This is a genomic window from Bradyrhizobium yuanmingense, from assembly GCF_029167105.1.
GTDB lineage: Bacteria > Pseudomonadota > Alphaproteobacteria > Rhizobiales > Xanthobacteraceae > Bradyrhizobium > Bradyrhizobium yuanmingense_A.
In genome coordinates this window covers 82,615-93,567 of sequence record NZ_JARFML010000007.1, presented here as the reverse complement: position 1 = coordinate 93,567, position 10,953 = coordinate 82,615, and the positions used below count along the sequence as shown (strand labels likewise).

Sequence of the window (10,953 nt, the reverse complement as noted above, 5' to 3'; positions counted from 1 at the left end):
CCACGTCCCGCATGCGTAAAGGCCCGCGCGCCGCGGGCCAATGACGCAGTTGTTACGCTGCCTCGCCTTCTTCCTTGGGCTGGGCGAGGATCTTCACCGAACCGCCGGCCTTCTCGACCGCGGCGATCGCGGTCTTGCTGGCGCCGTGCACTTCGATGTTGAGCTTGGACTTGAGCTCGCCTCGGCCGAGCAGCCGCAGGCCGCCCTTGGCGCGGCGCAGCACGCCGCCCTTCACCAGGGCCTCGACATTGACGACGCTGCCGGCGTCGATCTTCTTGGCGTCGACCGCTTCCTGGAGCCGGTCGAGATTGATCTCGGCGAACTCGACGCGGAAGATGTTGTTGAAGCCGCGCTTGGGCAGACGGCGATGCATCGGCATCTGGCCGCCTTCGAAACCCTTGATGCGCACGCCCGAACGCGCGGTCTGGCCCTTGCCGCCGCGACCGGACTGCTTGCCCTTGCCGGAACCGATGCCGCGGCCGACGCGCATACGCTTCTTGCGCGAGCCGGCGTTGTCGGCGATATCGCTGAGCTTCATCGCCCTTCTCCTTGTGTCTTGCGCACGATCTTCACCGAAAACCGCTTCCCGCTCTCCGGGACCGTACGCCTTTGCTTACTTCTCGTCGATGATGCGGACGAGATGGTGAACCTTCTCGATCATGCCGCGGACCGCCGGGGTATCCGGCAGTTCGCTGGTGCGGCCGATCTTGTTGAGCTTGAGCCCGATCAGGGTCGAACGCTGCGAGTGATGGCGGCGGATCGCGCTGCCGGTCTGCTCGACCTTGATCGTCTTTGCGGCCTTGGCCATGGGAGTCTACTCCGAAAAGCTTCCGTTAGTCGGCGGCCGCCTCGGCATCGCCGCCGATACGGCGGGACTGGAGGGTGGACACCTTGATGTTGCGGCGGGCTGCGACCGAACGCGGCGAATCCTGGTGCTTCAGCGCGTCGAAGGTCGCGCGCACCATGTTGTACGGGTTCGACGAGCCGATCGACTTCGCCACCACGTCCTGGACGCCGAGCGTCTCGAACACGGCGCGCATCGGGCCGCCGGCGATGATGCCGGTACCGGCCGGAGCTGCACGCAGATAGACACGGCCCGCGCCATGACGGCCGGCGATGTCGTGATGGAGCGTGCGGCCCTCGCGCAGCGACACCCGCGTCAGGTTGCGCTTGGCGGACTCGGTCGCCTTGCGGATCGCCTCAGGCACTTCGCGCGCCTTGCCGTGACCGAAGCCGGCGCGGCCCTTCTGGTCGCCGATCACGACCAGCGCTGCGAAACCGAAGCGCTTGCCGCCCTTGACGACCTTGGCCACGCGGTTGATGTGGACGAGCTTGTCGACGAACTCGCTGTCGCGCTCCTCGCGCTCCCTGCGTTCACGTCCGCCGCCGCGTTGATCGCGTCCACCACGTTGTTCGCGTTCTGCCATTTTTCTAATCCTTCAGAGACTTACGCCTCAATCCTCAAATTCTGTTAGAAGCTCAGCCCACTCTCACGCGCTGCATCGGCAAGAGCCTTGACGCGCCCGTGATAGAGATAGCTGCCGCGATCGAACACGACTTCCTTGACACCCTTCTCTGCAGCGCGCTCAGCCAGCAGCTTGCCGACCGCCTTCGCCGCATCGATGTCAGCGCCGGTCTTGCCGCCGTCGCGCATCGACTTCTCGAGCGACGAGGCAGAGGCCAGCGTCTCGCCCTTCAGGTCGTCGATGACCTGGGCGTAGATGTGCTTGGACGAGCGGAACACCGACAGGCGCGGACGGCCGCCGGCGGAACGGCGCAGCTTCAGCCGCACACTCCGCTTGCGCCGGGCATTCGTAACCTTGGCTTTCGACATGACCGGCTCCGTTACTTCTTCTTGCCTTCCTTGCGGAAGATGAATTCGCCCACATACTTCACGCCCTTGCCCTTGTAGGGTTCCGGCGGACGATAGGAGCGGATCTCGGCGGCGACCTGGCCGACGCGCTGGACGTCGCTGCCCGCCACCGTGATCTCGGTCGGCTTCGGGACGGTGATCGTGATCCCCTCGGGGATCGGGTAGATCACGTCATGGCTGTAGCCGAGCGCGAGCTGCAGGTTCTTGCCCTGCATCGCGGCGCGATAGCCGACGCCGGTGATCTCGAGCTTCTTCTCGAAACCCTTGGTGACGCCTTCGACCAGATTCGCGACCTGGGCGCGAGCGGTGCCGTACAGCGCCCGCGCGCGGTTGGTCTCGGTCCGCGGCTTGACCTTGACCTGGCCGTTCTCGAGCTTCACTTCGACGTCGTCGTGGACGACGAACTGAAGCTGGCCCTTCGGGCCCTTCATCTTGACGGTCTGCCCATCGACGGTCGCGGTCACACCCGACGGAACCGCCACAGGCCTTTTGCCAACTCGTGACATGGATGAAAAATCCTTCTCAGAACACCGTGAAGAGGACTTCACCGCCCACATTCGCGTCGCGCGCGCTGTGGTCGGCCATGATCCCCTTCGGCGTCGACAACACCGAAATGCCGAGACCGTTGTTCACCCGCGGCAGGTTCTTCACCGAGGCGTAGACTCTGCGCCCGGGCTTGGAAACGCGCTCAATCTCGCGGATGACGGGCTCGCCGTCGAAATACTTCAGCTCGATCTCGATCTCGCTGCGGCCCGAGGAGTGTTCGAGCGTGGCGTAACCGCGGATGTAGCCCTCAGCCTTCAGAACCTCGAGCACGTTCTCGCGCATCTTCGAGCCGGGCGTGGAGACCTTGGTCTTCGAACGCATCTGCGCGTTGCGGATACGGGTGATCAGATCGCTGATTGGATCGTGCGTAGACATCTAAACGCCCCTCCTTACCAGCTGGACTTCACGAGGCCCGGGACCATGCCCTTGGAGCCAAGTTCGCGCAGCGCGATACGGGACAGCTTGTTCTTGCGATAGTTCGAGCGCGGGCGGCCCGACAGCTCGCAACGCAGGCGGATGCGGGTCGCCGACGAGTTGCGCGGCATTTCCGCCAGCTTCAGGGTCGCGGCGAACCGCTCCTCCATCGGCAGCGTCTTGTCGGCGATGATCGCCTTCAACCGCTCGCGCTTGGCGGCGGCGTTCTTCACCATCCGCTTGCGCCGGTTGTTCTTCTCGACTGAACTCTTCTTTGCCATGCTTGGCTCCTGGGTATCCGCGTTTGAGAGGCTCTAAGTCAGCGTCTCACTGCCGGAACGGGAAATTGAAAGCGGTCAACAAGGCCCTCGCCTCTTCGTCGGTCTTGGCCGTGGTGCAGACGGTGATGTCCATACCGCGGGCTTCCGTGACCTTGTCGAAGTCGATCTCGGGGAAAATGATGTGCTCCTTGATGCCGAGCGAGTAGTTGCCACGGCCGTCGAAGCTCTTCGGGTTCAGACCGCGGAAGTCGCGCACGCGCGGCAACGCGACGTTCACCAGGCGATCGATGAACTCGTACATGCGGGCCTTGCGCAGCGTGACCTTGCAGCCGATCGGCTGGTTCTCACGCAGCTTGAATGTCGCGATCGCGATGCGCGAATAGGTCACGATCGCCTTCTGGCCGGCGATCTGGGTCAATTCGGCAGCGGCGGTCTCGGCCTTCTTGCGGTCGTTGACGGAATCGCCAACGCCCATGTTCAGCACGACCTTGTCCAGGCGCGGAACCTGCATGACGTTCTCGTAACCGAACTTCTCGGTCAGAGCCGTGCGGATCTTCGCGTCATATTCCGCGCGCAGGCGCGGCGTGTAAGCGGCCTCAGCCATCGATCTCAGCTCCCGAGCTCTTGGCGATGCGGACCTTCTTGCCGTCCGCCAGAATCTTGAATCCGACGCGGGTCGGCTTTCCGTCCTTGCCGACATACGCGATGTTGGACAGTTGGATCGGCGCCTCTTTCGAGATGATGCCGCCCTCCTGGGCCTGCGTCTGCTTCTGGTGACGCTTGACCATGTTGATGCCGCGCACCAGCGCGGTGCCGGCGTCGGGGCGAACCTCGAACACTTCGCCGGTGCGGCCCTTGTCGCGGCCGGTCAGCACGACGACCTTGTCGCCCTTGCGGATCTTCGCAGCCATCACAGCACCTCCGGCGCGAGCGAGATGATCTTCATGTGGTTCTTGGCGCGCAGCTCGCGCGGCACGGGCCCGAAGATACGGGTGCCGACCGGCTCGGACTGGTTGTTGATCAGCACGGCGGCGTTGCGGTCGAAACGGATGACCGAGCCGTCGGCGCGGCGGATGTCCTTGCGGACGCGCACCACGACGGCCTTCATCACGTCGCCCTTCTTCACCTTGCCACGCGGAATGGCTTCCTTGATCGACACGACGATGATGTCGCCGATCGTGGCGTAGCGGCGCTTGGAGCCTCCGAGCACCTTGATACACATGACACGGCGTGCGCCAGAATTGTCGGCCACGTCGAGGTTGGTCTGCATCTGAATCATTGATGCACCTCGTCCTCTTTCTCTTTGCGCCAGCCCAGCCGGCGCTCAACATTTCCCTGAAGTCAGTCGGCTAAAGCCAACAGATCAGGCGCTTTTCTTGTGTTCGCCCCGGATCACGACCCAGCGCTTCAACTTCGAAATCGGCTTCGTTTCCTCGATCCACACCATGTCGCCCGGCTTGAACTGGTTGCTCTCGTCGTGCGCGTGGTAGTTCTTCGAACGGCGGATCGTCTTCTTGTAGATCGGGTGCGTGAAGCGGCGGTCGACGCGCACCACGATGGTCTTGGCTTGCTTGTCGCTGACGACCACGCCCTGCAAAGTACGTTTCGGCATCTTCGTAAGCCTCTTATTTCTTCTTCGCGCGCGTCTGCGCGGCGATGGTCTTGATCCGGGCGATGTCACGGCGGGCCTCGCGCAGGCGCGAGGTGTTCTCGAGCTGCCCGGTGGCGCGCTGGAAGCGCAGGTTGAAGCGTTCCTTCTTCAGGTTCAGGATGGCCTCATCCTGCTGGTCGGGGCTCATCGCGCGGATGTCTTCGATCTTCATCTGTGCCATGGCCATTACTCCGCAATGCGCTCGACGAAGCGCGTCTTGATCGGCAGCTTGGCGGCCGCCAGGGTCAGCGCCTCACGCGCCGTCTGGGTGTTGACGCCGTCGATCTCGAACAGCACCCGGCCCGGCTTGACGCGCGCGACCCACAATTCCGGCGAACCCTTGCCGGAGCCCATGCGGACTTCGGCCGGCTTCTTCGACACCGGAACGTCGGGGAACACGCGGATCCAGACGCGGCCGGCGCGCTTCATGTGGCGGGTCAGCGCGCGGCGGGCGGCTTCGATCTGGCGCGCGGTGACGCGCTCGGGCTCGGTCGCCTTCAGGCCGAACTGGCCGAACGCCAACGTCGCGCCCGAAGACGCGACGCCGTGGATGCGGCCCTTATGCGCCTTCCGGAACTTCGTTTTCTTAGGTTGCATCATGGCTTTAAGCCCTCAAATTCCTGTCTGACCTTAGGCAGCGGCCGTCTCGCGGCGCTGACGGCCACCGCGATCACCACTGCCGCCGGTCTCGCCTTCGGCCATTCTCTTGTCCTGGGCCATCGGATCGTGCTCGAGGATCTCGCCCTTGAAGATCCAGACCTTGACGCCGCAGGTGCCGAAGGTCGTGAACGCGGTCGCAACGCCGTAGTCGATGTCGGCACGCAGCGTGTGCAGCGGCACGCGGCCTTCGCGGTACCACTCCATGCGCGCGATTTCCGCACCGCCCAGACGTCCCGAGCAGTTGATGCGGATGCCCTCCGCGCCGAGACGCATCGCCGACTGCACGGCGCGCTTCATGGCACGGCGGAACGCCACGCGGCGCTCGAGCTGCTGCGCGATCGATTCGGCCACCAGCGTCGCATCGAGCTCCGGCTTGCGGATCTCGACGATGTTGATGACGACGTCGGACGAGGTGATGTCCGCGACCCTCTTGCGCAGCTTGTCGATGTCGGCGCCCTTCTTGCCGATCACCACGCCCGGACGGGCCGAGTGGATGGTGACGCGGCACTTCTTGTGCGGACGCTCGATCACGATGCGGGCGACGGCCGCCTGCTTGAGCTCCTTGTGCAGGATCTCGCGGATCTTGACGTCCTCGTGCAGCAGCTTGCCGTATTCCTGCTTGCCGGCGAACCAGCGGGAATCCCAGGTCCGGTTGATGCCGAGACGCAGACCGATCGGATTGATCTTTTGACCCATCGTGTTCTCCTGCGCCCTTAAGCGGCGGCTTCAGCTTCGACCTGACGAACGATGATCGTCAGCTGCGAAAACGGTTTGTAGACACGGCCCGAGCGGCCGCGGCCGCGGGCGGCGAAGCGCTTCATCACGAGGCCGTTGCCGACGAAGGCCTGGGCCACGACGAGATCGTCGACGTCGAGGTCGTGGTTGTTCTCGGCGTTGGCAATCGCCGATTCCAGGCACTTCTTCACGTCGACCGCGATCCGCTTGCGCGAAAACTGCAGGTCGGCGAGCGCGGCAGACGCCTTCCGGCCGCGAATGAGCTGGGCGACCAGGTTGAGCTTCTGCGGGCTCACCCGCAGCATCCGGGCGACCGCCTTGGCCTCGTTGTCGGCGAGGCTCCGTTCGCGCTTAGGTTTGCTCATCGTTTAATCCTCAAGCCTTCTTGGCTTTCTTGTCGCCGGAGTGGCCATGGAAGGTCCGGGTCGGCGAGAACTCGCCGAACTTGTGACCGACCATTTCCTCGTTCACGGCCACCGGCACGTGCTTCTGACCGTTGTACACGCCGAAGGTCAGGCCGACGAATTGCGGCAGGATCGTCGAGCGACGGCTCCAGATCTTGATGACGTCGTGACGGCCGGACGCGCGCGCGGCATCTGCCTTTTTGAGCAGAGAACCCTCGACGAACGGGCCTTTCCAGACTGAACGAACCATGTCCGGCGTTCCTTACTTCTTCCGCTTGTGGCGGCTTAGGAGAATGAATTTGGTGGTCGACTTGTTGGTGCGGGTCTTCTTGCCCTTGGTCGGCTTGCCCCACGGGGTGACCGGGTGGCGGCCGCCCGAGGTACGACCTTCACCACCGCCGTGCGGATGGTCGATCGGGTTCATCGCGACACCGCGGTTGTGCGGCCTGCGGCCCATCCAACGCTTGCGACCGGCCTTGCCGATCGAGGTGTTCATGTGATCCGGGTTCGACACCGCGCCGATCGTGCCGCGGCAGCGGCCGTGCACCAGGCGCTGCTCGCCCGAGTTCAGGCGGATGATGACGTAGTCCTGGTCGCGGCCGACGAGCTGGGCGTAGGTACCGGCGGAACGCGCCAGCTGGCCGCCCTTGCCGATCTTGACCTCGATGTTGTGGATGATCGTGCCGACCGGCATGTTGCCGAGCGGCATGACGTTGCCCGGCTTCACGTCGACGTAATTGCCGGCGATGATCGTGTCACCCACCGCCAGGCGCTGCGGCGCCAGGATGTAGGCCTGCTCGCCGTCCTGATACTTGATCAGGGCGATGAAACCGGTGCGATTGGGATCATACTCGAGACGCTCGACGGTCGCGGGCACGTCGATCTTCTCACGCTTGAAGTCGACGGTACGCAGCGTCTGCTTGTGACCACCGCCGCGGAAGCGCACGGTGATGCGGCCGGTGTTGTTGCGGCCGCCCGAGGACTTCTTGCCTTCGGTGAGCGCCTTGACCGGCTTGCCCTTGTAGAGGGCCGAACGATCGACCATGACCAGCTGGCGCTGGCCCGGCGTCGTGGGATTGAATGTCTTCAGTGCCATCGTCGTACGACCTTACAGACCGGTGGTGACGTCGATCCGGTGACCCTCTTCGAGGGTCACGATCGCGCGTTTGCTGTTCGACTGCGAGCCGATGGTGCCGCGGAAGGCCTTGACCTTGCCCTTGCGGACCAGCGTGTTGACGCTCTTGACCTTGACGTCGAACAGCTTCTCGATCGCTTCCTTGATCTGCGGCTTGGTCGCCTTGGCGGCCACCTTGAACAGCACCTTGTTGTGCTCCGAGGCGATCGTCGCCTTTTCGGTCACGACCGGCGACAGGATCACGTCGTAGTGGCGAGGCTCGATGTTCTTGCTCATTTGAAGCGCGCCTCCAGCGCATCGATGGCGGCCTTGGTCAGAACGAGCTTCTGACGGCGCAGGATGTCATAGACGTTGATGCCCTGGATCGGCAGCACGTCCATGTTCGGGATGTTGCGAGCCGCAGCGGCGAAGCCGTTGTTGAGCTCGGCACCGTCGATGATCAGCGCGTTGGTGAGGCCGAGGCCCGAGAAGTGGCCGAGCAGCGCCTTGGTCTTGGCGGCTTCCAGAGCGGCCTTCTCGATCACGACGAGATCGCCGTCCTTGGCCTTGGCCGAAAGCGCATGCTTCAGGGCGAGCGCACGGACCTTCTTCGGCAGGTCGGTGGCGTGCGAACGCACCACCGGACCGAAGGCACGACCGCCGCCGCGGAACTGCGGCACGCGGGCCGAGCCGTGACGAGCACCGCCGGTGCCCTTCTGCTTGTACATCTTCTTGCCGGTGCGCCAGATCTCGGCGCGCCCCTTGGCCTTGTGCGTGCCGGCCTGGCGCTTGTTGAGCTGCCACTGCACGCAGCGCGCGATGATGTCCTCGCGCGGCTCGAGGCCGAAAATGGCGTCGGACAGCTGGACGGAGCCGGCTTCCTTACCTTCGAGGGTGGTGACCTTCAATTCCATCTCACGCCTCCTGCGCAGCCGGAGCGGCTTCCGCGTCGCCAGCAACCTTGAACTTGCCGGGCTTCGGGGCTTCCTTCGGCAGCGGCTTCTTGACGGCGTCGCGCACGCGGATCCAGCCGCCCTTGGAGCCGGGAACGGCGCCTTCGACGAGGATCAGGCCGCGCTCGACATCGGTCTGGACGACGCGAAGGTTGAGCGTGGTGATGCGGTCGACACCCATGTGGCCGGGCATCTTCTTGTTCTTCCAGGTCTTGCCGGGGTCCTGACGGCCACCGGTCGAACCGATCGAGCGGTGCGAGATCGACACACCGTGCGTGGCGCGCAGACCACCGAAGTTCCAGCGCTTCATGCCGCCGGCGAAGCCCTTACCGACCGAGGTGCCGGTGACGTCGACGAACTGGCCGACAACGAAGTGGTCGGCCTGGATCTCGGCGCCGACCGGGATCATGGCGTCCGCGGTGACGCGGAATTCCTCGACCCGGCGCTTCGGCTCGACCTTGGCGACCGCGAACTGGCCGCGCTCGGCCTTCGGCATGTAAACGGTCTTGCGGCTGCCCGAACCGAGCTGGAGCGCGACGTAACCGTTCTTCTCTTCGGTGCGGTGGCCTACGACCTGGCAATTGCCGAGCTTTAGCACGGTCACGGGGATATGTTCGCCGGCCTCCGTGAAGACCCGCGTCATCCCGACCTTTTGTGCGATCACTCCGGAGCGCATCGGCTTGCTTCCTGTTCTCTTTGTCCGCTTTTGGCGAACGGGATCCAAAATCTTAGAGCTTGATCTCGACGTCGACACCGGCGGCCAGGTCGAGCTTCATCAAAGCATCGACGGTCTGCGGGGTCGGATCGACGATGTCGAGCAGGCGCTTGTGAGTGCGCATCTCGAACTGTTCGCGGCTCTTCTTGTCGACGTGGGGCGAACGGTTGACGGTGAACTTCTCGATGCGGGTGGGCAGCGGAATGGGTCCGCGGACCTGCGCGCCGGTGCGCTTCGCCGTGTTCACGATCTCACGGGTCGACGTATCGAGGATACGATGGTCGAACGCCTTGAGACGGATACGAATGTTTTGGCCGTTCATTGCCGTGGTCTCTCTTCAGTGGGTGGCGAATAGCGAATAGCGAATGTCACCATTCGCTACTCGCCGTCCCTATTCTCGTAATTACTCGATGATCGAGGCGACGACGCCGGCGCCGACGGTGCGGCCGCCCTCGCGGATCGCGAAGCGGAGCTTCTCTTCCATCGCGATCGGCACGATCAGGTGCACTTCCATCGCGATATTGTCGCCCGGCATCACCATCTCGGTGCCTTCCGGCAGGTGCACGACACCGGTCACGTCGGTGGTGCGGAAGTAGAACTGCGGACGGTAGTTGGTGAAGAACGGGGTGTGGCGACCGCCCTCTTCCTTGGTGAGGATGTAGGCCTCAGCCTTGAACTTGGTGTGCGGCTTGACCGAACCGGGCTTGGCCAGAACCTGGCCGCGCTCGACGTCCTCGCGCTTGGTGCCGCGGAGCAGCGCGCCGATGTTGTCGCCGGCCTGGCCCTGATCGAGCAGCTTGCGGAACATTTCGACGCCGGTGACGGTGGTCTTCTGGGTGGCGCGGAGACCGACGATCTCGATTTCCTCGCCGACCTTGACGACGCCGCGCTCGACACGGCCGGTCACGACGGTGCCGCGGCCCGAGATCGAGAACACGTCTTCAACCGGCATCAGGAACGGCTGGTCGATCGGACGCTCCGGCTGCGGGATGTACTCGTCGACGTTCTTCATCAGCTCGAGGATGGCGTCGTGGCCGAGCTTCTTGTCGGAGTCTTCGAGAGCTGCGAGCGCCGAACCCTTGATGATCGGGATCTTGTCGCCGGGGAATTCGTACTTGGAGAGGAGCTCGCGGACTTCGAGCTCGACGAGCTCGAGCAGCTCCGGATCGTCGACCATGTCGCACTTGTTGAGGAACACGACGAGCGCGGGCACGCCGACCTGGCGGGCGAGCAGGATGTGCTCGCGGGTCTGCGGCATCGGGCCGTCAGCGGCCGACACGACCAGGATCGCACCGTCCATCTGGGCGGCGCCGGTGATCATGTTCTTGACGTAGTCGGCGTGGCCGGGGCAGTCGACGTGGGCGTAGTGGCGGTTCGGCGTCTCGTACTCGACGTGCGCGGTCGAGATGGTGATGCCGCGGGCCTTCTCTTCCGGCGCCTTGTCGATCTGGTCGTACGCGGTGAACGTCGCACCGCCGGCTTCGGCGAGAACCTTGGTGATCGCCGCGGTCAGCGACGTCTTGCCATGGTCGACGTGACCGATGGTGCCGATGTTGCAGTGCGGCTTGGTACGTTCAAACTTTGCTTTGGCCATTTGACTCTCCGTT

22 protein-coding genes are annotated in these 10,953 nt (G+C 64.1%); all 22 read right to left on the bottom strand.

The features are described from left to right. Nucleotides 1-52: 52 nt before the first annotated feature. The gene (gene rplO / locus P0R31_RS11400) at nucleotides 53-538 is read right to left on the bottom strand and encodes a 50S ribosomal protein L15 (protein ID WP_036011044.1); all 486 of its coding nucleotides are present in this window, start codon (nucleotides 536-538) and stop codon (nucleotides 53-55) included. A gap of 75 nt (nucleotides 539-613) precedes the next feature. Next, nucleotides 614-808, bottom strand: a complete 195-nt coding sequence (gene rpmD / locus P0R31_RS11395; protein ID WP_025036984.1) for a 50S ribosomal protein L30 — start codon at nucleotides 806-808, stop codon at nucleotides 614-616. Nucleotides 809-833: 25 nt separating this feature from the next. Next, the gene (gene rpsE / locus P0R31_RS11390) at nucleotides 834-1,427 is read right to left on the bottom strand and encodes a 30S ribosomal protein S5 (protein ID WP_025036985.1); all 594 of its coding nucleotides are present in this window, start codon (nucleotides 1,425-1,427) and stop codon (nucleotides 834-836) included. A 44-nt stretch (nucleotides 1,428-1,471) separates the two neighbouring features. Beyond that, nucleotides 1,472-1,834, bottom strand: coding sequence for a 50S ribosomal protein L18 (gene rplR / locus P0R31_RS11385; protein ID WP_024342458.1), 363 nt, complete (start codon nucleotides 1,832-1,834; stop codon nucleotides 1,472-1,474). Nucleotides 1,835-1,845: 11 nt separating this feature from the next. Continuing rightward, nucleotides 1,846-2,379 (bottom strand): 50S ribosomal protein L6, encoded by a 534-nt coding sequence (gene rplF / locus P0R31_RS11380; protein ID WP_036011036.1) that lies wholly within the window; start codon nucleotides 2,377-2,379, stop codon nucleotides 1,846-1,848. A gap of 16 nt (nucleotides 2,380-2,395) precedes the next feature. Further along, a complete protein-coding gene (gene rpsH / locus P0R31_RS11375; RefSeq protein WP_024342456.1) occupies nucleotides 2,396-2,794 on the bottom strand; it encodes a 30S ribosomal protein S8 in 399 nt (132 codons plus the stop codon). Nucleotides 2,795-2,808: 14 nt separating this feature from the next. Then, entirely contained in the window at nucleotides 2,809-3,114 is a 306-nt protein-coding gene (gene rpsN / locus P0R31_RS11370; protein ID WP_028137018.1) for a 30S ribosomal protein S14, read from the bottom strand. 46 nt (nucleotides 3,115-3,160) lie between these two features. Then, complete coding sequence (rplE, locus tag P0R31_RS11365; RefSeq protein ID WP_025036988.1) at nucleotides 3,161-3,718, bottom strand: 50S ribosomal protein L5; 558 nt, start codon at nucleotides 3,716-3,718, stop codon at nucleotides 3,161-3,163. After that, a complete protein-coding gene (gene rplX / locus P0R31_RS11360; RefSeq protein ID WP_011088142.1) occupies nucleotides 3,711-4,025 on the bottom strand; it encodes a 50S ribosomal protein L24 in 315 nt (104 codons plus the stop codon). Before rplX ends, rplE begins: the two co-directional genes overlap by 8 nt. Further along, nucleotides 4,025-4,393, bottom strand: coding sequence for a 50S ribosomal protein L14 (gene rplN / locus P0R31_RS11355; RefSeq protein WP_007603030.1), 369 nt, complete (start codon nucleotides 4,391-4,393; stop codon nucleotides 4,025-4,027). The genes rplX and rplN overlap by 1 nt, the downstream gene beginning before the upstream one ends. Before the next feature lie 84 nt (nucleotides 4,394-4,477). After that, nucleotides 4,478-4,726 carry a 30S ribosomal protein S17 gene (rpsQ, locus tag P0R31_RS11350; RefSeq protein WP_024342452.1) on the bottom strand — a complete coding sequence of 83 codons (249 nt, stop codon included), beginning with the start codon at nucleotides 4,724-4,726 and terminating at the stop codon, nucleotides 4,478-4,480. Nucleotides 4,727-4,739: 13 nt separating this feature from the next. Next, a complete protein-coding gene (gene rpmC / locus P0R31_RS11345; protein WP_025036989.1) occupies nucleotides 4,740-4,946 on the bottom strand; it encodes a 50S ribosomal protein L29 in 207 nt (68 codons plus the stop codon). Nucleotides 4,947-4,951: 5 nt separating this feature from the next. Next, entirely contained in the window at nucleotides 4,952-5,365 is a 414-nt protein-coding gene (gene rplP / locus P0R31_RS11340) for a 50S ribosomal protein L16 (RefSeq protein ID WP_008136349.1), read from the bottom strand. 30 nt (nucleotides 5,366-5,395) lie between these two features. Beyond that, a complete protein-coding gene (gene rpsC / locus P0R31_RS11335; RefSeq protein ID WP_036011029.1) occupies nucleotides 5,396-6,121 on the bottom strand; it encodes a 30S ribosomal protein S3 in 726 nt (241 codons plus the stop codon). Nucleotides 6,122-6,138: 17 nt separating this feature from the next. Beyond that, the gene (gene rplV, locus P0R31_RS11330) at nucleotides 6,139-6,525 is read right to left on the bottom strand and encodes a 50S ribosomal protein L22 (protein ID WP_008549264.1); all 387 of its coding nucleotides are present in this window, start codon (nucleotides 6,523-6,525) and stop codon (nucleotides 6,139-6,141) included. A 10-nt stretch (nucleotides 6,526-6,535) separates the two neighbouring features. Further along, nucleotides 6,536-6,814 carry a 30S ribosomal protein S19 gene (gene rpsS, locus P0R31_RS11325; RefSeq protein WP_008136357.1) on the bottom strand — a complete coding sequence of 93 codons (279 nt, stop codon included), beginning with the start codon at nucleotides 6,812-6,814 and terminating at the stop codon, nucleotides 6,536-6,538. Nucleotides 6,815-6,826: 12 nt separating this feature from the next. Then, nucleotides 6,827-7,660: a 50S ribosomal protein L2 gene (gene rplB / locus P0R31_RS11320; protein ID WP_271544512.1), complete on the bottom strand. Its 834-nt coding sequence runs from the start codon at nucleotides 7,658-7,660 to the stop codon at nucleotides 6,827-6,829. 12 nt (nucleotides 7,661-7,672) lie between these two features. After that, nucleotides 7,673-7,975: a 50S ribosomal protein L23 gene (locus tag P0R31_RS11315; protein ID WP_025036992.1), complete on the bottom strand. Its 303-nt coding sequence runs from the start codon at nucleotides 7,973-7,975 to the stop codon at nucleotides 7,673-7,675. Next, nucleotides 7,972-8,592 (bottom strand): 50S ribosomal protein L4, encoded by a 621-nt coding sequence (gene rplD / locus P0R31_RS11310; RefSeq protein WP_018647243.1) that lies wholly within the window; start codon nucleotides 8,590-8,592, stop codon nucleotides 7,972-7,974. The genes P0R31_RS11315 and rplD overlap by 4 nt, the downstream gene beginning before the upstream one ends. Before the next feature lies 1 nt (nucleotide 8,593). Then, nucleotides 8,594-9,307: a 50S ribosomal protein L3 gene (gene rplC / locus P0R31_RS11305; RefSeq protein WP_025036993.1), complete on the bottom strand. Its 714-nt coding sequence runs from the start codon at nucleotides 9,305-9,307 to the stop codon at nucleotides 8,594-8,596. A 52-nt stretch (nucleotides 9,308-9,359) separates the two neighbouring features. Continuing rightward, nucleotides 9,360-9,668, bottom strand: coding sequence for a 30S ribosomal protein S10 (rpsJ, locus tag P0R31_RS11300; RefSeq protein ID WP_002712302.1), 309 nt, complete (start codon nucleotides 9,666-9,668; stop codon nucleotides 9,360-9,362). An 81-nt stretch (nucleotides 9,669-9,749) separates the two neighbouring features. Further along, nucleotides 9,750-10,940, bottom strand: a complete 1,191-nt coding sequence (gene tuf / locus P0R31_RS11295; protein WP_025036994.1) for an elongation factor Tu — start codon at nucleotides 10,938-10,940, stop codon at nucleotides 9,750-9,752. Nucleotides 10,941-10,953 lie beyond the last annotated feature (13 nt).

Excerpts from the sequence above, each read along its gene's own strand:
- rplC (WP_025036993.1), bottom strand. The coding sequence starts at position 9,307 with ATGCGCTCCGGAGTGATCGCACAAAAGGTCGGGATGACGCGGGTCTTC.
- rpsS (WP_008136357.1), bottom strand. The coding sequence starts at position 6,814 with ATGGTTCGTTCAGTCTGGAAAGGCCCGTTCGTCGAGGGTTCTCTGCTC.
- rpsC (WP_036011029.1), bottom strand. The coding sequence starts at position 6,121 with ATGGGTCAAAAGATCAATCCGATCGGTCTGCGTCTCGGCATCAACCGG.
- rpsN (WP_028137018.1), bottom strand. The coding sequence starts at position 3,114 with ATGGCAAAGAAGAGTTCAGTCGAGAAGAACAACCGGCGCAAGCGGATG.
- rplV (WP_008549264.1), bottom strand. The coding sequence starts at position 6,525 with ATGAGCAAACCTAAGCGCGAACGGAGCCTCGCCGACAACGAGGCCAAG.
- rplD (WP_018647243.1), bottom strand. The coding sequence starts at position 8,592 with ATGGAATTGAAGGTCACCACCCTCGAAGGTAAGGAAGCCGGCTCCGTC.
- rplF (WP_036011036.1), bottom strand. The coding sequence starts at position 2,379 with ATGTCACGAGTTGGCAAAAGGCCTGTGGCGGTTCCGTCGGGTGTGACC.
- rpsJ (WP_002712302.1), bottom strand. The coding sequence starts at position 9,668 with ATGAACGGCCAAAACATTCGTATCCGTCTCAAGGCGTTCGACCATCGT.
- rpmC (WP_025036989.1), bottom strand. The coding sequence starts at position 4,946 with ATGGCACAGATGAAGATCGAAGACATCCGCGCGATGAGCCCCGACCAG.
- rpsE (WP_025036985.1), bottom strand. The coding sequence starts at position 1,427 with ATGGCAGAACGCGAACAACGTGGTGGACGCGATCAACGCGGCGGCGGA.
- rpsH (WP_024342456.1), bottom strand. The coding sequence starts at position 2,794 with ATGTCTACGCACGATCCAATCAGCGATCTGATCACCCGTATCCGCAAC.
- rpsQ (WP_024342452.1), bottom strand. The coding sequence starts at position 4,726 with ATGCCGAAACGTACTTTGCAGGGCGTGGTCGTCAGCGACAAGCAAGCC.
- rplX (WP_011088142.1), bottom strand. The coding sequence starts at position 4,025 with ATGGCTGCGAAGATCCGCAAGGGCGACAAGGTCGTCGTGCTGACCGGC.
- rplE (WP_025036988.1), bottom strand. The coding sequence starts at position 3,718 with ATGGCTGAGGCCGCTTACACGCCGCGCCTGCGCGCGGAATATGACGCG.
- tuf (WP_025036994.1), bottom strand. The coding sequence starts at position 10,940 with ATGGCCAAAGCAAAGTTTGAACGTACCAAGCCGCACTGCAACATCGGC.
- rplR (WP_024342458.1), bottom strand. The coding sequence starts at position 1,834 with ATGTCGAAAGCCAAGGTTACGAATGCCCGGCGCAAGCGGAGTGTGCGG.
- rpmD (WP_025036984.1), bottom strand. The coding sequence starts at position 808 with ATGGCCAAGGCCGCAAAGACGATCAAGGTCGAGCAGACCGGCAGCGCG.
- rplN (WP_007603030.1), bottom strand. The coding sequence starts at position 4,393 with ATGATTCAGATGCAGACCAACCTCGACGTGGCCGACAATTCTGGCGCA.
- rplO (WP_036011044.1), bottom strand. The coding sequence starts at position 538 with ATGAAGCTCAGCGATATCGCCGACAACGCCGGCTCGCGCAAGAAGCGT.
- rplP (WP_008136349.1), bottom strand. The coding sequence starts at position 5,365 with ATGATGCAACCTAAGAAAACGAAGTTCCGGAAGGCGCATAAGGGCCGC.
- P0R31_RS11315 (WP_025036992.1), bottom strand. The coding sequence starts at position 7,975 with ATGAGCAAGAACATCGAGCCTCGCCACTACGACGTGATCCTGTCGCCG.
- rplB (WP_271544512.1), bottom strand. The coding sequence starts at position 7,660 with ATGGCACTGAAGACATTCAATCCCACGACGCCGGGCCAGCGCCAGCTG.